Below are 17,797 nucleotides of genomic sequence, written 5' to 3' on the forward strand. Positions count from 1 at the left end.
CCTCCGGCAAAGTCTTGATGCAATGACTGATAGTAAAAAAGTCGATGTAGTTCCGCTTAATATTGAGTTTTTCATTAAAAAACACAAATAATTAATAATGCATAAAAATGCACAGCTGCCGGCAAGCCTGCCACCGCAAATTCAGACATGAATTCATCAGCTTGAACACAACGGCGGGCAATCCACTGCACCAGGCGCGGCAGGCTGCAAAAAAATATGCCAAGCAACATGACCGCAGCTCATGCTGAATGGCATGCGCACGGCACTGCCTGCGGAATGTATGGCTACGCGGTTTGCAGGAGCGCAAGCACGGCGTATTCTCTGCCGACAGCGGCAGCTGCCCGCGGAAAATGGTTTCCATGCAGCCGGAATCAAGCCTCATCACCCTGCCCCTGGAGTCGCCATGGCCCGTGCTTTTTCCCTGTTGCCCATCCTGCTGCTCGCTCAGCCCTGTCTGGCCGAGGAAGCGGTGCGCAGCATGACACTCAGCCTGGCTGGCACGGTCTACCAGACCAGCGCCGGCAGCGGGTCCCGCCTGCAGCCGAATATCGATCTGCGCCACGATACGCCCTATGGCAGCCTGTTCTTGCAGCAGGGCGAGGCCGGTGTCGGCCTGCCGGCTCCGGGTGGCTGGGTATCGCTGGCGGCCGCCAATGAAAGCCAGTGGGAACTGGGGGCCAATTCCAGCCACTGGATGGGTGTGGCGCGCTACGGGCTGGATCTGCCGCAGGATGGTTCACTCTCCATCGGCTATGCCGACCGGCTGGGCCATGCCAGCCCCGGCAGCCTGTTGCTGCTCAATCTGGACATCACCCTGGGCCATTGGCAGAACCAGCGCATCAGCCTGCTGGGCTGGGGCAGCCTGGCCGATAAACAGCGCGCCAGCAGTCTGGGACATCAGGCCAATGACAGCGGACGGCATCTTGAGCAAAGCAATCTGCTGCTGATGCTCAACCACCCCTTCAACCCGCGCTGGTCAGTGGATGTCGGTGCTGGTTCACGCTGGATGGCCGATCAGCAATCCCAGCACACGGCCGGCTGGCAGGCGGTGTTCAGTCTCAATGCCAAACTGTACTGAGAGCCCTCGGCCACTACAGACGCCGGCCGCACACGCTAGTACGGCGCGAACCACTCCAGCGCCGTTCGCTATCCGGATAACTGCCCAGCTCGGCCAAACCCGCCTTGCGCATCATCCCGGCCGAGCCGGCATTTTCCTGATGGCGGTCGGCACACAGCCAGCCACAGCCCTGTTCACGCAAGGCCGCACACACCGCCAGCAATAGCCGGCTGCCCAGGCCCTGCCCGGCACAGTCGCGGCTGATCACCGCCTCGATCAAAAAAGCCGCCTGCGCTGGCGCGATATCGGCCGGGCGGTACTGCGGATAAGGGTCGTCGCAGACAAACAGCATGGCACCCACCAGCTTGCCCTGCTGTTCTGCCAGCAAGCCCTGCACATGGCCTGCCGCCAATTGCTGCAGCGTCGCAGCCACGCCATCAGCCGGCAAATAATTCCAGTCATTCGGCCCGTCGTTCAGTATCAGTTGCTGGAGCGCGGCCACATCCGCGCCAAGTGCCGGGCGTATCTGCATATCAGTACCTGTCATCCGCGATTGAAAAAACCGAGCTGGCCAGAACAGGCCCGTAAACCGCCCGCCACGCTGCGCCAGCCATCCTGACCAACCGGTATGGCAAAAACGCGCCAGCAGCGCGCCACGCCGCCTCTATGCGGCAGCAAGTGGCCAGATCATGGCCTTTAGCACTGGTGATAGCCGCGATACCAGTCAACAAAGGCCTGCATGCCGGTCTGCAATGGTGTGTCCGGGGAAAAGCCCACGGCAGCGCGCAGCCGGCTGGTATCGGCATAGGTCACCGGCACATCGCCATCCTGCATCGGGTAGTACTCCTTCACCGCTTCACGACCGCAGGCAGCTTCGATGCTGTGGATGAAATCCATAAGCGCCACCGGATTGTGATTGCCGATATTGAACAGGGCATAGGGCGGCTGGCCCTTGCCTGCCCTTGGCACATGCTGCATCACCCGCACCACGCCTTCGACAATATCGTCGATGTAGGTGAAATCGCGTTGCATCTGGCCGTGGTTGAACACCTTGATCGGCCGGCCTTGCAAGATGGCCTCGGTAAACAGCCACGGAGCCATGTCCGGTCGGCCCCACGGGCCATACACGGTGAAAAAGCGCAGGCCGGTACAAGGCAGGTCATACAGGTGGGCATAGCTGTGCGCCATCACCTCGTTGGCTTTCTTGGTGGCGGCATAAAAGCTCACCGGCGCATCCACCCGGTCGTCCTCGGCAAACGGCACCTTGGCATTCTGGCCGTACACGCTGCTGGAGCTGGCATACACCAGGTGCTTCACCGCGTGACGACGGCAGGCTTCCAGCACATTGGTCATGCCCAAGAGATTGCTCTGGGCGTAGACATGCGGATTGTCGATGGAATAGCGCACGCCGGCCTGCGCTGCCAGATGAATCACGTAATCGAAGCTTTCCGCCACACACAGCGCGTTCAGCGCCGTCCAGTCAGCCAGGTCCAGTTGCACGAAGCGAAAGCCGTCACGGCCCTCCAGCGTGGCAAGGCGGGCCTGTTTCAGGCTCACCGGGTAGTAATCATTCAGATTATCCACCCCCACGACCTCGATTCCCGCTTGTTGCAACAGGCGTTCGGCCACGGCTCTTCCAATGAAACCGGCCACACCGGTCAGCAGAATCTTCATTTCCTGTTTCCCTGCCTTCCCAAACGATACAGCTCGTTGAGCTTGGCGTATTTGATATAGCTGTTGAAGCAGCCAATGCTGATGTGGACAAGACCGGGCAAACCGTCCTGAAAACCACGTCGCACCAGGTAAAACTTGGCAAAGCGCAGCAGCGGACTGAACACCAGCTTGGCCCATCCCGCCTTTTTCCCGCGTTTATACAGCAATTCGGCTTGCAGGCTGGTGTAGCGGTTCTGCTTGCTCAGATACAGCGCAATGTCCTCACCCGACTCGTGCATCAGGTCGCCGGAGAGTTTTTCCACAGGGCTGTCGGTCTGCACGTACTCGTGTACCAGGTCGTCCGACCAGCGTGCCTGGCGCCGATCAAACAAGCGCAGGCTCCAGTCCGGATAGCCTTCGCCATGCTTGAGAAAACGACCCATGAAACGGTTGCTGCGGGCAAAACGGTAAGCAGCTGCCTGTGGATTGTTCAGTATCTGTTTGATTTGCAATACCAATTCTGGCGATGGCCATTCGTCTGCATCCAGACACAACACCCAGTCATGACTGGCGGCAGCGACAGCAAATTGCTTCTGCGGACCGAATCCCAGCCAGTCCTGGTGGATAACTTTTGCCTTATAGGCAGAAGCTATCGCCACGGTTTCATCCGTACTTCCCGAATCCACCACCACGATTTCATCAGCCCACTGAATGCTCGCCAGTGTTTTTTCCAGCTGCAGAGCGGCATTTTTGGTGATGAGCACAACGCTGAGCGGTTCTCGCATCTTTTCTTGTTATTCCCATATGTATATGGAAGAAACTAGTAGAAGAGGCCCACTTGTTGTGGATAAGTCCTTATTTACCAGTTTATTCAATGATTTATTGCAGATTGAAAGTTGTTGGTCAGCGCATGACTGAAGACATGATCCTTTGTGGATAACTTTGGCAGTGTGCTGCAGACCGGGTTTATCCACATGCTGTCAGTGACTTGACCAAGCCGGTCTGTGAATACGCATTTCTGTCGTGTCCTGATTAGTTATCTTAAGCCCAATTTTATTATGAAGAGACTAATGAGAGCAGCGCTTTTCTGTTGATAACCCTGAAAAACCGTTATCTGTTCAGTAGCTTGCCCTGTTGATGGCACTGGGATTAATCGGGTGGTGGGAGGGCTGGCAGATTGTGGATAAATATGGCCGAAATTATTCACAGCTGCTTATCCACAAATGCTGCCTGTGGATTTTACGTGGTTAACCACAGCGACGCTCGGTTACAATGCGCGCCATGATGAACGTACTGATCGTGCGTACCTCGTCGATGGGCGACCTTATCCACACCTGGCCTGCCATTACCGAGCTGAAAACGCACTACCCCAACCTTCGTATCAGCTGGCTGGCCGAGGAAAACTTCGCTGACATCGCCCGTTTGCACCCGGCGGTGGATGAAGTCATTACCCTGGCCTGGCGGCGCTGGCGCAAAAACCTGCTGTCCGCGGCCACCTGGGCAGAAATCAAGGCCATGCGGGGCAAGCTGCGTGCCACCCGCTGGGAGCTGGTGGTGGATTGCCAGGGACTGCTGAAAAGTGCGCTGCCGGCCAAGCTAAGCTGCGCCCCGCTGACCGGTTACGACCGCCAGAGCATTCGCGAACCGCTGGCCTGCCTGCTGTATGACAAGGCCCATCGTGTCGACTGGTCGCTGTCAGCGGTCGAGCGCTGTCGCTTGCTGTTGTCCAAGGTATTTGGCTACCAGACGCAAGGCAGCCCGCAATTTGGCGTTCCAGCGGCGCTGCGGCCGGACTGGCTGCCGGCAGGTCAATACGCCGTGCTGCTGCATGCCACCAGCCGCGCTTCCAAGGAATGGCCGGAGCCAGACTGGATTGCGCTGGGTAAGCAGCTGGTGTCCCAGCACGGCCTGCAGCTGATCATTCCCTGGGGCAATGCCGCAGAACAGCAGCGGGCAGAACGGCTGGCGGCTGCCATGCCGCAAGCGGTGGTGGCACCGCGCATGAATCTGGTGGAAGCCTGTGGCGTGCTGGGCCATGCCCGTGCTGTCATCGGCGTGGATACCGGGCTGTGCCATCTGGCCAATGCGCTGAATGTGCCGCTGGTGGCCATTTATACCGATACCGACCCGAGCAAGACCGGCGTGGTGGAAACCCCCTGGGCCACCAATCTGGGCGGCATCGGCCAATGCCCGACGGTGGATGAGGTGATGCAGGCCCTGCTGGCGCGCAAGGACATGGCATGAATTGGCGGCGCGGGCTGTACTCGCTGTTGTGGTGGGCGGCCACGCCGCTGATCCGCCGCTATCTTAAAAAACGGGCGCGCAAGGCGCCTGCCTATCTGCAGCACTGGGACGAGCGTTTTGGTGCTGCCCGCACGCCACGAGCCACCGGTGCCATCTGGATTCATGCCGTTTCTGTTGGTGAAACCCGCGCCGCCCTGCCCTTGATTCAGGCACTGCGCCAGCAATGGCCGGATGCACCGCTGCTGCTGACGCAGATGACACCTACCGGCCGCGATACCGCGCGCCAGCTCTACCCGGATGCCGAAGTACGTTATCTGCCTTACGACTACCCCGGTGCGGTGCGCGATTTTCTGGCCTGCTGGCAGCCGCGCTTTGGCGTACTGATGGAAACCGAAATCTGGCCGAATCTGCTGCATGCGGCACAGCGGCAAGGGGTGCCGCTGTTTCTGGCCAATGCCCGGTTGTCGGAAAAATCGCTGCGCGGCTATCAGCGCATTCAGGGCTTGATTGTGCCGGCCCTGCGCAGTTTGACTGCCATTGCCGCACAAAGTCCGCAAGATGCCGAACGTTTGCAGCAGTTGGGTGCAGTTGACCCGCAAGTCTGTGGCAATACCAAATACGATTTCACCCCGCCAGCCGCCATGGCCGAACTGGCAGCGCAGTTTCGGCAGCGCATCGGCCAGCGCCCGGTGTTCATTTGCGCCAGTACCCGCGACGGTGAAGAAACGCTGATCCTGCAGGCCTGGCAACAGGCGAATGTCAGCAATACCCTGCTGCTGCTGGTGCCGCGCCACCCCGAGCGCTTCGCCGCCGTGGCCATGCAGGCAGAGAATATGGGCTTTGCCGTGCAGCGGCGCAGCGACAACGCGGCGATTGCTGCCGACACCAGCGTGTGGCTGGGCGACAGCATGGGCGAGCTGTTTGCCTACTATGGCTGTGCCGAAGTGGCTTTTGTCGGCGGCAGCCTGCTGCCGCTGGGTGGGCAGAACCTGATCGAGCCGGCCAGCCTGGGCCTGCCGGTATTGTTTGGCCCGTCCATGTTCAATTTTGCCGAGGCCAGTGAATTGGCCCTGGAGGCAGGCGCTGCCTTGCAAGTGGCCGATGCCGGACAGCTGGTGGCACAGGCCCTCAGCCTGTTGCAGGATGGTGCGCGTCGTCAGCTGATGAGCATGGCGGCGCAGGCCTTTACCGCCGCCCACCGTGGGGCTAGCCAGCGCATCCTGGCCTTGTTGCAGCGCCATCTGCAGCCGTCTTGACGCCGCTGACATCAAGCTGCTGTGCTGTTGTCATCCCGCCACGTGATGCAATGTTTTTCCTGTTTTGCATCAAGATTCGACCAATTCCGCGAATAGTGCTTTGCCATTTTTATACATATGTATAAATTGATGGCATGAACAGCGAATCCGCCCTGCATCCCACCCGCTCCCTGCTGCTGCAACACGGCTTGCAACTGATGCGCGAACACGGCCTGCGTCAGCTGACCGTGCGCGGTTTGTGCCAGCAGGCCGGGGTCAATACCGGCAGCTTTGTCTATCACTTTGGCAGCCGCCAGCAATTTGCCGCCGAATTGCTCGAGCACTGGTATGGGCCGCTCTACCAGCAATTGCAGGCAGTGCAGCAGCAAGAAGGCGCAGCGCTCAGCCGCTTGTCTGCCATGCTGTTGCAACTGATGGATTTCCTGCGCGAACAGCGCGGCCTCATCAGCCAGTTGCTGCTGGATGCCGGCTCCGGCGAAGCCGCCGTGCTGGCATTCATCCGTAATCTGGCACCACGTCATCCGCAGCTGCTGCTGCAATGTCTGAGCGAAGCACAACAGGCCGGCCAGCTAGGCGTGGCCCCGCCCTTGCATCAGCTGATGTTCTTGATGTCGGCACTGGGTTTTCCGGTATTGCTGCAGCAACTGGGCAATGGCAAAGCCATGTTGCCGGACATGCTGCAACAAGCGCTGGCCAGCTATGCGCTGGAACCGGCTCATCTGCAACAGCGATTGAACTGGGCGCTCAAGGGCCTCAGTTGTCAGGAGTGATCCACATGAACAAGCGCCTATTGTTTGGCATTGCCGTCTTGCTGCTGGCCGGTGGTGGCTATGTGTGGTGGCAGCATCAGCAGGCGGCTGATGAGTTGGTGTTGTCCGGCAATGTGGATATCCGCGAGGTAAACCTGTCTTTCCGCGTGGGTGGCCGGCTGCAGCAATTGCAGGTGGACGAAGGCGCGCAGATCAAGGCCGGACAAGTGCTGGGCCGGCTGGATGATGCGCCGCAGCGCAATGCCGTGGCCGATGCCGCAGCGGCACTGGCCGCACTCCAGGCCAGACAATCGCTGATGCATCAGGGCTACCGCAGCGAGGACGTGGCACAGGCGCGCGCCGCGCTGGATGCCCGCCAGGCGGTGCTGACCGACGCCCGTGCCGCCTGGCAGCGCCAGCAGGAACTGGCCGGCAGTGGCGCCGCTGCGGTCAAGGCACTGGATGCTGCCCGTTCTGCCCATGATCAGGCGCAGGCGCAATACCAGGCGGCGCAGCAGCAGTATCAGGCACTGAGCAAGGGCTACCGGCCGCAGGAAGTGGCCGAGGTGGACGCCAATGTCCAACGCGCCCAGGCGCAGCTGGCGGTTGCCCGCCTGCAACTGGCCGATACCGTACTCGCAGCCCCGGCTGACGGCATCATCCTCACCCGTGCGGTGGAGCCGGGCAGCATGCTGGCTGCCGGCAGCAGCGTGCTGACCTTGTCCTTAAGCAAACCGGTATGGGTGCGTGCCTATGTGGCCGAGCCACAACTTGGCCAGGCCCAGCCGGGACGCAAGGTATGGATTTACCGCGATGGGCGCAGCCAGCCTTATGCCGCAGTGGTGGGCTTTGTCTCACCCACGGCGGAATTCACCCCCAAGAATGTGGAAACCGCCGACCTGCGCACGGCCCAGGTCTACCGGCTGCGGCTGATTGTCAGCCAGCCGGACGCCGCACTGCGTCAGGGCATGCCGGTGACGGTCAAGCTGGCCCGGCCATGAATCCGGCCATGATTGCCACCGAGGACACCATTGCCATCCGTCTGCAGGCAGTCAGCCATGCCTTTGCCGGCCGCCCGGCGCTGTGCGAGCTGAGTGCGGACATCCGCCGTGGCGTGATTACCGGGCTGGTCGGGCCGGATGGTGCCGGCAAAACCACCCTGCTGCGGCTGATGGCCGGCCTGCTCAAGTCCAGCGCCGGCAGCATCCGGGTAGAAGGGCTGGACCCGGTCAGCGCCGGCGATGCCTTGCGCCTGCAACTGGGCTATATGCCGCAGAAATTCGGCTTGTACGAAGACCTTACCGTACTGGAAAACCTCACGCTGTATGCCGATCTGCGCGGGGTGATCGGCGCCGTGCGGGAGGAAAGTTTTCAGCGCCTGCTGGCCTTTACCGATCTGGCCCGCTTTACCGACCGGCTGGCCGGCAAGCTGTCCGGCGGCATGAAACAGAAGCTGGGCCTGGCCTGCACCCTACTGGGCTCGCCGCGCATTTTGCTGCTGGACGAACCTTGCGTGGGCGTCGATCCCATTTCGCGGCGCGAGCTGTGGCGCATGGTCAGCAGTCTGGCCGATGGCGGCATGGCGGTGCTGTGGAGCACCTCCTATCTGGACGAGGCCGAGCTGTGCGACCAGGTATTGCTGATGCATGAAGGCCGGCTGCAATACAGCGGCAGCCCGCAAAGCCTGATGGACAGCATGCAGGGGCGCAGCATGCTGTTGCAGAACATTGTCGGCAATCGGCGGCAGGTGCTGCAGCGTGCGCTGCGCAGCCCTGCGGTAATCGACGGCGCATTGCAAGGCCATGCGGTGCGGCTGGTATTACGCGAGGCCGGCAAGCTGCCGGATCTCACCCATCTGGACGCCGGGCTGCAAGCCTGCCTGCAAGCGGTCAAACCGCGGCTGGAAGATGCCTTCATCGACCTGCTGGGCGGCGGGCCGGGCGGTGATTCACCGCTGACCGAGCACATGCCGCCCGCGCGATTGCCGGCTGGTGTGGATGCCGAAGCCGTCATCGTGGCCCAGCAGCTCACCCGCCGCTTTGGTGATTTTGTCGCCACCGATCATGTGGATTTCCGCATCCGCCGTGGCGAAATATTCGGCCTGCTCGGCCCCAATGGCGCGGGTAAATCCACCACCTTCAAGATGATGTGCGGCCTGTTGCCGGTCAGCAGCGGCGAGGCGCGGGTGATGGGGCTGGACCTGAAAAAATCCGCCAGCCAGGCGCGGCAGCAAATCGGCTATATGGCGCAGAAATTCGCCCTGTACGGCAATCTGAGCGTGGCACAGAACCTGGCGTTTTTTGCCGGCATCTATGGCCTGTCCGGTGCGCGTCAGCGCGCGGCGGTGGCCGATATGGTGCGGGTGTTCGGCCTGCAGCCTTTTCTTGCCATGAATGCCGGCGAATTGCCGCTGGGTTTCAAGCAGCGGCTGGCGCTGTCCTGCGCGCTGATGCACCAGCCGCCACTGTTGTTTCTGGATGAACCCACTTCCGGGGTGGACCCGGTCAGCCGGCGCGAATTCTGGAGCCATATCAACGGCCTGGTCGACAAGGGGGTAACGGTGATGGTGACCACCCATTTCATGGACGAAGCCGAATACTGTGATCGCATTGGCCTGGTATACCGTGGGCGGATGATCGCTGCTGGCACGCCGGACGCCCTCAAGGCCATGGTGGCCAGTGCTGAACTGCCCGACCCCAGCATGGAAGACGCCTTCATTGCGCTGGTGGAGCGCGACGACCGGCAGCGGGAGGCCCCATGAGCCTCAGCCTGCGCCGGCTTGCCGCGCTGTGCCGCAAGGAAAGCTACCAGATCGTGCGCGACCCCAGCAGCATCCTGATTGCCTTTGTGCTGCCGGTGTTGCTGCTGTTCATCTACGGCTATGGCATCAATCTGGATGCCAACCGGGTGCGCCTCGGCATCGTGCAGCAGGATGGCGGCGTGGAAGCCAGCCGTTTTGTCCAGACGCTACAAGCCTCGCCCTATATAGCCGCCAGCCTGTCGGCTTCCGAAGCAGCCATGCGCCAGCAGCTGCAGCTGGGCAGCGTGCGCGGGGTGGTGATCCTGCGCAGCGATTTTTCCGCCAAGGTCAGGCAAGGTCAGGGGGCGGCTGCCATCCAGCTCTTGACCGACGGGGCCGAGCCCAATACCGCCAATTTTGTCGCCAGCTATGTGCAGGGCGTGTGGCAGCTGTGGCAGGCCCAGCGCCAGCCAGGCCAGGCTGCCCCTGCCGGGCTGACGCTGCAGGCACGCTACTGGTTCAACCCCACCACGGTCAGCCGCAACTATCTGGTGCCCGGCTCGATTTCGGTGATCATGACCATCATCGGTGCCCTGCTCACCTCGCTGGTGGTGGCGCGCGAATGGGAGCGCGGCACCATGGAAGCGCTGCTGTCCACCCCGGTCACTCGCAGCGAGCTGCTGCTGTCCAAGATCATTCCCTACTACCTGCTGGGCATGGCGGCGATGAGCATGTGCGTGCTGGTGGCCACGCTGGTGATGGGCGTGCCGCTGCGCGGTTCGCTGTGGGTGTTGTTTGTGGTCACCAGCCTGTTTCTGGGCAGTGCGCTGGGGCTGGGCCTGCTGTTGTCCACCACCACGCGCAATCAGTTCATTGCCGCGCAGTTTGCGCTGACGGCGGCCTTTCTGCCGGCCATCATGCTGTCCGGTTTCGTGTTTGAAATCCGCAGCATGCCGCTGGCGGTGCAGGCGGTGACTTATCTGATTCCGGCGCGCTATTTCGTCAGCGCCTTGCAGACACTATTCCAGGCTGGTGAAATCTGGCCGGTCTTGCTGATCAACCTGCTGTTTCTGCTGCTGTCCGCCGCCTTCTGGCTGGGGCTGACCGCCTGGCGGACGCCGCGCCGACTGGATGGCAACTGATGATGTGGCAACGGCTGTTCACCCTGATCCGCAAGGAAATGCAGGCGCTGCTGCGCACTCCGCAAAGCCGCCGCCTGCTGATTGCGCCGGTATTGCTGCAGCTGCTGCTGTTTCCCTTTGCCGCCACGCTGGAAGTGAAAAACAGCACGCTGGCGGTGTTCAACCAGGATGGCGGTGCCGCTTCCATCGAGCTGGTACAGCGGCTGGCGGCCACCCAGGCCTTTCCACAAGTGCTGATGCTGCACAGCCAGCAAGAAATGCAGCAGGTGATAGACCGCCAGCAGGCCTTGCTGGCCATCAGCCTGCCGCAGGATCTGTCGCGCAAGCTGGCGGCCGGCCAGAGCGTGGCTGCCCAGGCCATCATCGACGGCCGGCGCAGCAATAGCGCGCAAATCGCCTATGGCTATGCGCTGCAGGTGATCCAGCAGTTTGCCGCCGAGCGCCGCCATCAGGCTCCGGCGGCCAGGCTGGTGGTGCAGAACCTGTACAACCCCAATCTGGAATACCGCTGGTTTGTGCTGCCCAGCCTGGTGGCCATCATCACCACCATCGGCTGCCTGATGGTGACGGCGCTGTCGCTGGCGCGCGAACGCGAGGAAGGCACTTTCGAACAATTGCTGGTGTCGCCGCTGACAGCGGGCTACATCATGGCCGGCAAGGCCCTGCCCGGCATGCTGGTGGCGCTGGTGCAAGGCTGCATCATCGCGGCCGCTGCGGTGTGGGTTTACCAGGTTCCGTTTGCCGGTACGGTGTGGCTGCTGATGCTGTCCATGCTGTGCTACGGCCTGTCGCTGGTGGGCTTCGGCCTGCTGATTTCTGCGGTCAGCAATAATCAGCAGCAGGCCTTCATGGGTTCGTTTGCCTTCATGTCGCCCGCCGTCATCCTGTCCGGCTACATGGCCCCGGTGGAAAACATGCCCTTGCCGCTGCGGCTGGTCAGCGCGGTGGACCCGCTCAGCCACTTCATCATCATCGTCAAGGGGATATTCCTGAAAGGCTATGGCTTTGCCGAAGCCTGGCCGCAGCTGTGGCCACTACTGGCGATTGCCGCCAGCACGCTGGCACTGGCCTATCTGATGTTCTTGCGCAGGAGTCACTGATGTCATCTCGCCAGCGGATTTTTCTTTTCTTGGCCAGCGCGGCGCTGAGCGCCTGCGCGGTGGGGCCGGATTACCAGCCACCGGCCAGCAGCCTGCCTGCGCAGTTTCATTTCCAGCCGGCCGCTGCGGCCAGCCAACCGGTGCAGCAGCAGTGGTGGACGGTGTTTGACGATGCCGCCCTCAGCCAGCTGGTGGAGCAGGCGCTGCAGGCCAATCTGGATCTGGCCCAGGCCGAGGCAAGGGTGCGCCAGGCCCGCGCCAGCCTGGGTCAGGTGGAGAGCGCGCTGTGGCCGCAACTGAGTGCCGGCGCGCGCAGCGGCCGTGACCAGTTCAGCCGCAACAGTGAAAACTTTGCCAATATCCCGTTGGCCAATCCCAAAACCGGTTTCAACGACTATCGCCTGGGGCTGGATGCCAGCTGGGAAATCGACCTGTTCGGCCACACTGCGCGCAGTCGCGAAGCCGCCAGCGCCCGGCTGGACAGCCTGCAGCAACAGCAAGCGGATATCGCCCTGCGGGTGGCGGCCGAGGTGGCGCGCAATGTGATCGACTATCGCGGTTGGTCGGCACGCCAGCGCAATGCCCAGACCCAGCTGGCGGCTGCACAGGACACCTTGCGTCTGACCCGCTTGTTGCGGCACAGCGGCGAGGTGTCCGACAGCGAACTGAACCAGGCCGCTGCCAGCGTGGCCAGCCTGCAAGCCACGCTGCCGCCCTTGCAGACGGCGCAGGGTGTGGCGCTGAGCGCCTTGAGCGTGTTGCTGGATCAGCCACTGGCCACGGTGGAAGCCCGACTGGCCGGCGAGCTGCCGATACCCGCCGTGCTGGCGCAGCCACCTATCGGCTTGCCGGGAGACTTGCTGCGCCGCCGGCCCGACATTCGCCAGGCCGAGCGCGAACTGGCGGCGGCCACGGCGGACATCGGTGTGGCGGTGGCCGAGCAATATCCCAGGCTGGTGCTGGTGGGCAGCGGTGGCTGGGATTCCATCCACGAGGGCAAGCTGACTGCCGCCGCCAGCCGCTTCTGGAATGTCGGCCCGCAACTGAGCCTGCCCCTGTTGAATGGTGGCCGGCTGAAAAACCAGGTCAGTAGCCGTGAAGCAGCCCGCGATGCCGCCGTGGCGGCTTATCGCCAGCGAGTGCTGGGCGCACTGGCCGATACCGAAACCGCGCTATTGCGTTACCAGCAGGAGGGGCAGCGTCAGCAAGCCTTGCACAGCAGCCTGCAACTGGCCGGCCGCCAGCTGGACATCGCGCGGCAGCGCTTGCAGGTGGGGGAAGCGGCCCAGACTGAAGTGCTGGGGCAAAGCCAGCAACTGGCGCTGGTCAGGGAGCAATGGCTGGCATCGCAGCAGGCGCAGGCGGAAAATCTGGTGGCCTTGTTCAAGGCCTTGGGCGGGGACGTGAAATGAATTTGCCGGCGTAGCGCCGCTAACAAAAACCCGCCGTACCCTATGTACTGTCGGCGTCGGCGCGCCTTGCCCCAGGGACGCTACGCTATTTTGTTAGCTGCTCTTAGAGCCTGTTCAAAGTCTCGCGAGCTAGAGTGAGACAAGGCGAAAACGACTGGAAATGAAGTGGGGAAGCGGAGTTTACATAAAGTAAATGAGCATTCTGCAGGTGTTTTTAACGCGGTATCACCCCATTTCGACTAAATCCAGCAGACTATGAACAGGTTCTTAGTACCGGGAGAAGGCTGGTGCGGCCAGGCAGCCACACCAGCAAGGCAAGTCGATCAGGCGGCTACACAGGCGGCACGGCGGTAGTAATTGTCGTAAGGGCCGTCGGCCTGCAGCACAAAGTTCTGGCGCTGGTAAAAGGCATTGGCCCGGCTGCCCTTGAGCACCTCCACCTGTACCGGCAGGCCCAGCTCGTCGGCCTCGGCCAGCAAGGCCTGCAATACCTGGCTGCCCAGGCCACGGCCATGCCAGGCCGGTTGCAGGTAGAACTGGTCGATCAGCAGGCCATCCTCGGCCGGTTTGAGCGAGACACAGCCCACGCGGCGTCCCTCCACCACGATGTGGCGACAGTATGCCGGCTGGAACTGTTCGGTAAAGCGCTGGCGTGCCCGCACCGGGTCGTAGCGGCCCAATGCCTCCAGACTGACCCGCAAGGCGCGCAGGCGCAGCGCCAGCAATTCGTCAAAATCAGCGGCACAGGCCGGCGCAAAGTGAAAGGCTGTCATGCTCACTCCTGGCTGCCGGACGTGCCGGCGTAGTCTGCAAGGTTGGGGGAATGCGGGGGTGCTTGTTAGAACCTGTTCCTGGTCTGCTGCGCTTAGTCGAACAGCGCCGCCATCTGGCGCGCAGCGGCGGCGGGGTCGGCAGCATCGAACAGGCCACCGATCACGGCGATGGCGCTGGCACCTGCTGCCACCACCTCGGCAGCGTTGTCCGGGGTGATGCCACCAATGGCCACGCTGGGCAGGCCCAGCTTTTTCGCCTCGGCAAACAGCGATAGCGGCGCGGCCACGGCATGGGGCTTGGTGCGCGAGGGGTAGACGGCACCAAAGGCGATATAGCTGGCACCGTCGCGGGCGGCTTGTTCGGCCAGGGCGATGTCGTTGTAGCAGGACACACCGATGATGGCGTTTTTTCCCAATACGGCGCGGGCATCGGCCACCGAGCCATCAGTCTTGCCCAGATGCACGCCATCGGCTTCCACCGCACGGGCCAGGGTGACATCGTCGTTGATCAGGAACAGCACCTGGCGGCTCTTGCACAGGCTGGCCAGCAAGCTGGCCTGGCGCAGGCGGCGCACGGTGTTGTCGCTCTTGTTGCGGTATTGCAGGATGGCCACGCCGTTGTCCAGCACGCGGCTGACCTTGGCCAGCAGTTGCTCGCTGTCATCCGCCTCCGGCGATACCGCATACAAGCCCTTAATCACTGTCACCCTCTGCTCCTTCGTCTTCGCGGGCCCAGAACATCCGGTCCGGGATGTATTGGCCCATGCCTGGGCGGAAACCCGCCACCAGGCTTTGATAGGTATATTCCTGTGCTTCGCGTACCGCCTCGGGCAGCATCAGCCCGGTGGCCAGCATGCCGGCAATGGCCGATGCCAGGGTGCAACCGGAGCCGTGGTAGCTGGCGGGCAGCCGCTCCCAGCGGTCGGCGCGTACGATGCCGTTGGGACTGTACAGACTGTTTATGACTTCTTTGGTATTTTCATGCGTGCCGGTAATCAGCACATGCGGGCAGCCCAGCGCCAGCAGACGCTTGGCGCATTCGTCCAGGCTCAGTTCTTCGTCTTCGTCCGGGTCGTTCATCGCCAGCCGGCGGGCTTCCATGCTGTTGGGAGTGATGATGGACACCTGCGGAATCAACAGGTCGCGCATGGCGGCAATCAGGTCGTCGTCGGCCAGTTCGTGGCCGCCGCCGCTGCGCAGCACCGGGTCCAGCACCACGGGCACATCCGGATAGTCGGCAATCAGCTGCGCCACCACGGCGACGTTTTCCACGCTGCCCAGCATGCCGATCTTGAACACCAGCACCGGAATGTCTTCCAGCAGGAAGCGCGCCTGGTCGTTGACCAGGTCGGAATCCAGCACCATGAAGTCATCCACGCCCACGGTATCCTGTACGGTGATGGCGGTAATGACCGACAAGGGATGGCAGCCCAGGCTGGCCAGGGTGAGGATGTCGGCCTGGATGCCGGCACCGCCGGAGGGATCGGAGCCGGCCAGGGTCAGTACGGCGGGCGGGGGGGCAATGTGGACAAGGCGGTAACCTCTTTGGTCAGATCGTGCAGCAGCAATTAGAATGACTATTTTAACCGAGCTTGGGATAAACGTATGCGCACATGGATGTGTCTGATCTGCGGTTTCATCTACGACGAAGAAGCCGGGCGACCGGAAGACGGCATCGCGCCGGGAACGCCGTGGGAAGATGTTCCGCCCAACTGGACCTGTCCCGATTGTGATGCCCGCAAGGACGATTTCGAAATGGTGGAAATCTAACCTGGCCGGCAGCAGTGCATCATCATCATGGCTTGCAGGCCGTGGCAAGGAATGTGGCATGAAACAAGTTTGCAGAAAAGTCTTTTCCCATACGGTGCTATTGCTGGCGCTGGCCGGCTGTGCCCAGGTCAACACCACCAATAGTGGCGCGGTGGGCATTAATCGCAGCCAGAACATGTGGCTGAGCGCGCAGGAGGTGGAGCAGTCCTCGGCCAAATCCTATGCCGGGCAGCTCAGCCAGGCACGTGGGGCCGGCAAGCTCAATACCGACAAGGCGCTCACGGCAAGGGTCCGGCGCGTGGCGCAACGGCTGATCGCCCAGACCCCGGTGTTCCGCCCGGATGCCGCCCGCTGGAAGTGGGAGGTCAATGTGGCGCAGACGCAGGAGCTGAATGCCTATGCCATGGCGGGGGGCAAGATCATGGTGTATTCCGGCCTGGTGACGCGCTTGCAGCTGACGGATGACGAAATGTCGGCAGTCATCGGCCATGAAATTGCCCATGCGCTGCGCGAACACAGCCGGGAAACCATGAGCCAGGCCTATGCCCAGCAGATGGGCCTGTCGGTGGTGGGCGCGGTGGCCGGGCTGAACCAGAGCCAGCTCAATCTGGCCGGCATGGCGGCGGATGTTGCCCTGAGCAAGCCGCACAGCCGCACCATGGAATCGGAAGCCGACATCATCGGTCTGGAGCTGATGGCGCGTGCCGGCTACAACCCCAATGCCGCGGTGAATGTGTGGAAAAAAATGATGAGCGCTGGCGGTGGCAGCGGGCCGGAGTTCCTCTCCACCCACCCGTCCGGGCCCACGCGCATCAGCGATTTGCAGGCACATATCCCGCAAGTCATGCCGCTTTATCAGCAGGCCAAGCGTGGCTGATGCCGTTTCACGTGAAACAGCCTGCATGCAACGAAGTCTGAACGGAGTCTGAATGGCGTATCTCTATCTCAAGGCCTTCCACATCATCTTTGTCACCTCGTGGTTTGCCGGCTTGTTTTACCTGCCGCGCATCTTCGTCAACCTGGCCATGGCTGCGCCGGGGGCAGAATACGACCGCCTGCTGCTGATGGCACGCAAGCTCTACCGCTTCATGACGCCGCTGGCGGTGCTGGCCCTGGTGCTGGGCATGTGGCTGTGGCAGGGCTTTGGCATTGGCGGCGGCTGGCTGCATGCCAAGCTCACCCTGGTGGCGCTGCTGATTGCCTACCACCTGTACTGCGGCAAGCTGTACCGCGACTTTGTCGCTGCGGCCAATCGCCACAGCCATGTCTGGTATCGCTATTTCAATGAAATCCCAGTGCTGGCCTTGTGCGCGGTGGTGATTCTGGTGGTGGTGAAGCCGTTTTGATGTTGGCGCGGCGCGTGGCGCTGCACTGAGCTTATGAATGAATGCAGGGCAAACCGCCCTGAACGGGAAACAACAGCATGGGACTGGAAATCGAACGCCGCTTTGTCATTACCAACAATGACTGGCGCGGTTTGGCCGAGGGCGTGCAATACCGCCAGGGTTATCTGTCGGTGGAAAAGGAACGCACCGTGCGCGTGCGCATTGTCGGCGATCAGGCCTGGCTCACTCTCAAGGGCAATATCAGCGACATCAGCCGCCATGAATTCGAATACGCCATCCCGCTGGCCGATGCCCAAACTATCATGGACGCCATGTGCCCGATGGTGGTGGACAAGCTGCGCCACCGCATCGAGTTTGGCGGCTATGTCTGGGAAGTCGACGAGTTTTTCGGCGAGAATGCCGGGCTGGTGTTGGCCGAAATCGAACTGCCCGCCGAAGACACGCCGTTTGAAAAACCGCACTGGGTCGGTGCGGAAGTGACACAGGACGGCCGCTATACCAATGCCTATCTGTCCAAGAACCCTTACACCAGCTGGGCGCAGCAGTGAAATGCCA

The 17,797-nt window shown here is 61.9% G+C and carries 20 protein-coding genes; 13 read left to right on the forward strand and 7 right to left on the reverse strand.

Annotation, left to right across the window (positions count from 1 at the left end; translation table 11 throughout):
* Positions 1-74 precede the first annotated feature (74 nt).
* Complete coding sequence (locus tag DBR44_RS19455; protein ID WP_158613544.1) at positions 75-230, reverse strand: hypothetical protein; 156 nt, start codon at positions 228-230, stop codon at positions 75-77.
* A 173-nt stretch (positions 231-403) separates the two neighbouring features.
* Here DBR44_RS19455 and DBR44_RS02675 point away from each other — a divergent pair, with 173 nt between their 5' ends.
* Positions 404-1,078: a hypothetical protein gene (locus tag DBR44_RS02675; protein ID WP_124641792.1), complete on the forward strand. Its 675-nt coding sequence runs from the start codon at positions 404-406 to the stop codon at positions 1,076-1,078.
* 13 nt (positions 1,079-1,091) lie between these two features.
* Here the strand turns inward: DBR44_RS02675 and DBR44_RS02680 are convergent, their stop codons facing one another.
* The 3 genes from DBR44_RS02680 to DBR44_RS02690 form a co-directional block, all read right to left on the reverse strand.
* Entirely contained in the window at positions 1,092-1,589 is a 498-nt protein-coding gene (locus tag DBR44_RS02680) for a GNAT family N-acetyltransferase (RefSeq protein ID WP_124641794.1), read from the reverse strand.
* A 164-nt stretch (positions 1,590-1,753) separates the two neighbouring features.
* Positions 1,754-2,731, reverse strand: coding sequence for an NAD-dependent epimerase (locus tag DBR44_RS02685; protein WP_124641796.1), 978 nt, complete (start codon positions 2,729-2,731; stop codon positions 1,754-1,756).
* Positions 2,728-3,495 carry a glycosyltransferase family 2 protein gene (locus DBR44_RS02690; protein ID WP_124641798.1) on the reverse strand — a complete coding sequence of 256 codons (768 nt, stop codon included), beginning with the start codon at positions 3,493-3,495 and terminating at the stop codon, positions 2,728-2,730. Before DBR44_RS02690 ends, DBR44_RS02685 begins: the two co-directional genes overlap by 4 nt.
* A 496-nt stretch (positions 3,496-3,991) precedes the next feature.
* On the opposite strand from DBR44_RS02690, the gene waaC reads away from it, so the two are divergent.
* From waaC to DBR44_RS02730, 8 genes are all read left to right on the forward strand, one after another.
* Complete coding sequence (gene waaC / locus DBR44_RS02695) at positions 3,992-4,954, forward strand: lipopolysaccharide heptosyltransferase I (protein ID WP_124641800.1); 963 nt, start codon at positions 3,992-3,994, stop codon at positions 4,952-4,954.
* Positions 4,951-6,210 carry a lipid IV(A) 3-deoxy-D-manno-octulosonic acid transferase gene (waaA, locus tag DBR44_RS02700; RefSeq protein ID WP_124641802.1) on the forward strand — a complete coding sequence of 420 codons (1,260 nt, stop codon included), beginning with the start codon at positions 4,951-4,953 and terminating at the stop codon, positions 6,208-6,210. The genes waaC and waaA overlap by 4 nt, the downstream gene beginning before the upstream one ends.
* A 134-nt stretch (positions 6,211-6,344) precedes the next feature.
* Positions 6,345-6,980, forward strand: coding sequence for a TetR/AcrR family transcriptional regulator (locus DBR44_RS02705; RefSeq protein ID WP_124641804.1), 636 nt, complete (start codon positions 6,345-6,347; stop codon positions 6,978-6,980).
* Between the two features lie 5 nt (positions 6,981-6,985).
* Positions 6,986-7,960, forward strand: a complete 975-nt coding sequence (hlyD, locus tag DBR44_RS02710) for a secretion protein HlyD (RefSeq protein WP_124641806.1) — start codon at positions 6,986-6,988, stop codon at positions 7,958-7,960.
* Positions 7,961-7,968: 8 nt separating this feature from the next.
* On the forward strand, positions 7,969-9,720 hold the full coding sequence (locus tag DBR44_RS02715) for an ATP-binding cassette domain-containing protein (RefSeq protein WP_124641808.1): 1,752 nt from the start codon (positions 7,969-7,971) through the stop codon (positions 9,718-9,720).
* Positions 9,717-10,841, forward strand: coding sequence for an ABC transporter permease (locus tag DBR44_RS02720; RefSeq protein ID WP_124641810.1), 1,125 nt, complete (start codon positions 9,717-9,719; stop codon positions 10,839-10,841). The genes DBR44_RS02715 and DBR44_RS02720 overlap by 4 nt, the downstream gene beginning before the upstream one ends.
* Positions 10,841-11,941 (forward strand): ABC transporter permease, encoded by a 1,101-nt coding sequence (locus tag DBR44_RS02725; RefSeq protein ID WP_233578324.1) that lies wholly within the window; start codon positions 10,841-10,843, stop codon positions 11,939-11,941. The genes DBR44_RS02720 and DBR44_RS02725 overlap by 1 nt, the downstream gene beginning before the upstream one ends.
* Positions 11,941-13,353, forward strand: a complete 1,413-nt coding sequence (locus DBR44_RS02730; protein WP_124641812.1) for an efflux transporter outer membrane subunit — start codon at positions 11,941-11,943, stop codon at positions 13,351-13,353. Before DBR44_RS02725 ends, DBR44_RS02730 begins: the two co-directional genes overlap by 1 nt.
* 323 nt (positions 13,354-13,676) lie before the next feature.
* Here the strand turns inward: DBR44_RS02730 and DBR44_RS02735 are convergent, their stop codons facing one another.
* The 3 genes from DBR44_RS02735 to DBR44_RS02745 form a co-directional block, all read right to left on the reverse strand.
* On the reverse strand, positions 13,677-14,126 hold the full coding sequence (locus DBR44_RS02735; protein ID WP_124641814.1) for a GNAT family N-acetyltransferase: 450 nt from the start codon (positions 14,124-14,126) through the stop codon (positions 13,677-13,679).
* Positions 14,127-14,218: 92 nt separating this feature from the next.
* Positions 14,219-14,833, reverse strand: coding sequence for a thiamine phosphate synthase (thiE, locus tag DBR44_RS02740; RefSeq protein WP_124641816.1), 615 nt, complete (start codon positions 14,831-14,833; stop codon positions 14,219-14,221).
* Positions 14,820-15,650 (reverse strand): hydroxymethylpyrimidine/phosphomethylpyrimidine kinase, encoded by an 831-nt coding sequence (locus DBR44_RS02745; RefSeq protein WP_124641925.1) that lies wholly within the window; start codon positions 15,648-15,650, stop codon positions 14,820-14,822. The genes thiE and DBR44_RS02745 overlap by 14 nt, the downstream gene beginning before the upstream one ends.
* A gap of 81 nt (positions 15,651-15,731) precedes the next feature.
* On the opposite strand from DBR44_RS02745, the gene DBR44_RS02750 reads away from it, so the two are divergent.
* The 4 genes from DBR44_RS02750 to DBR44_RS02765 all read left to right on the forward strand — a co-directional run bounded on the left by DBR44_RS02750 (position 15,732) and on the right by DBR44_RS02765 (position 17,790).
* The gene (locus DBR44_RS02750; protein ID WP_045845915.1) at positions 15,732-15,896 is read left to right on the forward strand and encodes a rubredoxin; all 165 of its coding nucleotides are present in this window, start codon (positions 15,732-15,734) and stop codon (positions 15,894-15,896) included.
* A 58-nt stretch (positions 15,897-15,954) separates the two neighbouring features.
* On the forward strand, positions 15,955-16,773 hold the full coding sequence (locus DBR44_RS02755; RefSeq protein WP_124641818.1) for a M48 family metallopeptidase: 819 nt from the start codon (positions 15,955-15,957) through the stop codon (positions 16,771-16,773).
* 52 nt (positions 16,774-16,825) lie between these two features.
* Positions 16,826-17,242: a CopD family protein gene (locus DBR44_RS02760; protein ID WP_124641820.1), complete on the forward strand. Its 417-nt coding sequence runs from the start codon at positions 16,826-16,828 to the stop codon at positions 17,240-17,242.
* 77 nt (positions 17,243-17,319) lie between these two features.
* Positions 17,320-17,790 carry a CYTH domain-containing protein gene (locus DBR44_RS02765; RefSeq protein ID WP_124641821.1) on the forward strand — a complete coding sequence of 157 codons (471 nt, stop codon included), beginning with the start codon at positions 17,320-17,322 and terminating at the stop codon, positions 17,788-17,790.
* Positions 17,791-17,797 lie beyond the last annotated feature (7 nt).

The sequence above is a fragment of the Aquitalea sp. FJL05 genome (assembly GCF_003852595.1).
GTDB classification, from domain to species: Bacteria; Pseudomonadota; Gammaproteobacteria; order Burkholderiales; family Chromobacteriaceae; genus Aquitalea; species Aquitalea aquatilis.

What these genes read in the sequence shown, in the direction of transcription:
- DBR44_RS19455 (WP_158613544.1), bottom strand. Translation starts at nt 230, where the DNA reads ATGTTGCTTGGCATATTTTTTTGCAGCCTGCCGCGCCTGGTGCAGTGG.
- DBR44_RS02675 (WP_124641792.1), top strand. Translation starts at nt 404, where the DNA reads ATGGCCCGTGCTTTTTCCCTGTTGCCCATCCTGCTGCTCGCTCAGCCC.
- DBR44_RS02680 (WP_124641794.1), bottom strand. Translation starts at nt 1,589, where the DNA reads ATGCAGATACGCCCGGCACTTGGCGCGGATGTGGCCGCGCTCCAGCAA.
- DBR44_RS02685 (WP_124641796.1), bottom strand. Translation starts at nt 2,731, where the DNA reads ATGAAGATTCTGCTGACCGGTGTGGCCGGTTTCATTGGAAGAGCCGTG.
- DBR44_RS02690 (WP_124641798.1), bottom strand. Translation starts at nt 3,495, where the DNA reads ATGCGAGAACCGCTCAGCGTTGTGCTCATCACCAAAAATGCCGCTCTG.
- waaC (WP_124641800.1), top strand. Translation starts at nt 3,992, where the DNA reads ATGATGAACGTACTGATCGTGCGTACCTCGTCGATGGGCGACCTTATC.
- waaA (WP_124641802.1), top strand. Translation starts at nt 4,951, where the DNA reads ATGAATTGGCGGCGCGGGCTGTACTCGCTGTTGTGGTGGGCGGCCACG.
- DBR44_RS02705 (WP_124641804.1), top strand. Translation starts at nt 6,345, where the DNA reads ATGAACAGCGAATCCGCCCTGCATCCCACCCGCTCCCTGCTGCTGCAA.
- hlyD (WP_124641806.1), top strand. Translation starts at nt 6,986, where the DNA reads ATGAACAAGCGCCTATTGTTTGGCATTGCCGTCTTGCTGCTGGCCGGT.
- DBR44_RS02715 (WP_124641808.1), top strand. Translation starts at nt 7,969, where the DNA reads ATGATTGCCACCGAGGACACCATTGCCATCCGTCTGCAGGCAGTCAGC.
- DBR44_RS02720 (WP_124641810.1), top strand. Translation starts at nt 9,717, where the DNA reads ATGAGCCTCAGCCTGCGCCGGCTTGCCGCGCTGTGCCGCAAGGAAAGC.
- DBR44_RS02725 (WP_233578324.1), top strand. Translation starts at nt 10,841, where the DNA reads ATGATGTGGCAACGGCTGTTCACCCTGATCCGCAAGGAAATGCAGGCG.
- DBR44_RS02730 (WP_124641812.1), top strand. Translation starts at nt 11,941, where the DNA reads ATGTCATCTCGCCAGCGGATTTTTCTTTTCTTGGCCAGCGCGGCGCTG.
- DBR44_RS02735 (WP_124641814.1), bottom strand. Translation starts at nt 14,126, where the DNA reads ATGACAGCCTTTCACTTTGCGCCGGCCTGTGCCGCTGATTTTGACGAA.
- DBR44_RS02750 (WP_045845915.1), top strand. Translation starts at nt 15,732, where the DNA reads ATGCGCACATGGATGTGTCTGATCTGCGGTTTCATCTACGACGAAGAA.
- DBR44_RS02755 (WP_124641818.1), top strand. Translation starts at nt 15,955, where the DNA reads ATGAAACAAGTTTGCAGAAAAGTCTTTTCCCATACGGTGCTATTGCTG.
- DBR44_RS02760 (WP_124641820.1), top strand. Translation starts at nt 16,826, where the DNA reads ATGGCGTATCTCTATCTCAAGGCCTTCCACATCATCTTTGTCACCTCG.
- DBR44_RS02765 (WP_124641821.1), top strand. Translation starts at nt 17,320, where the DNA reads ATGGGACTGGAAATCGAACGCCGCTTTGTCATTACCAACAATGACTGG.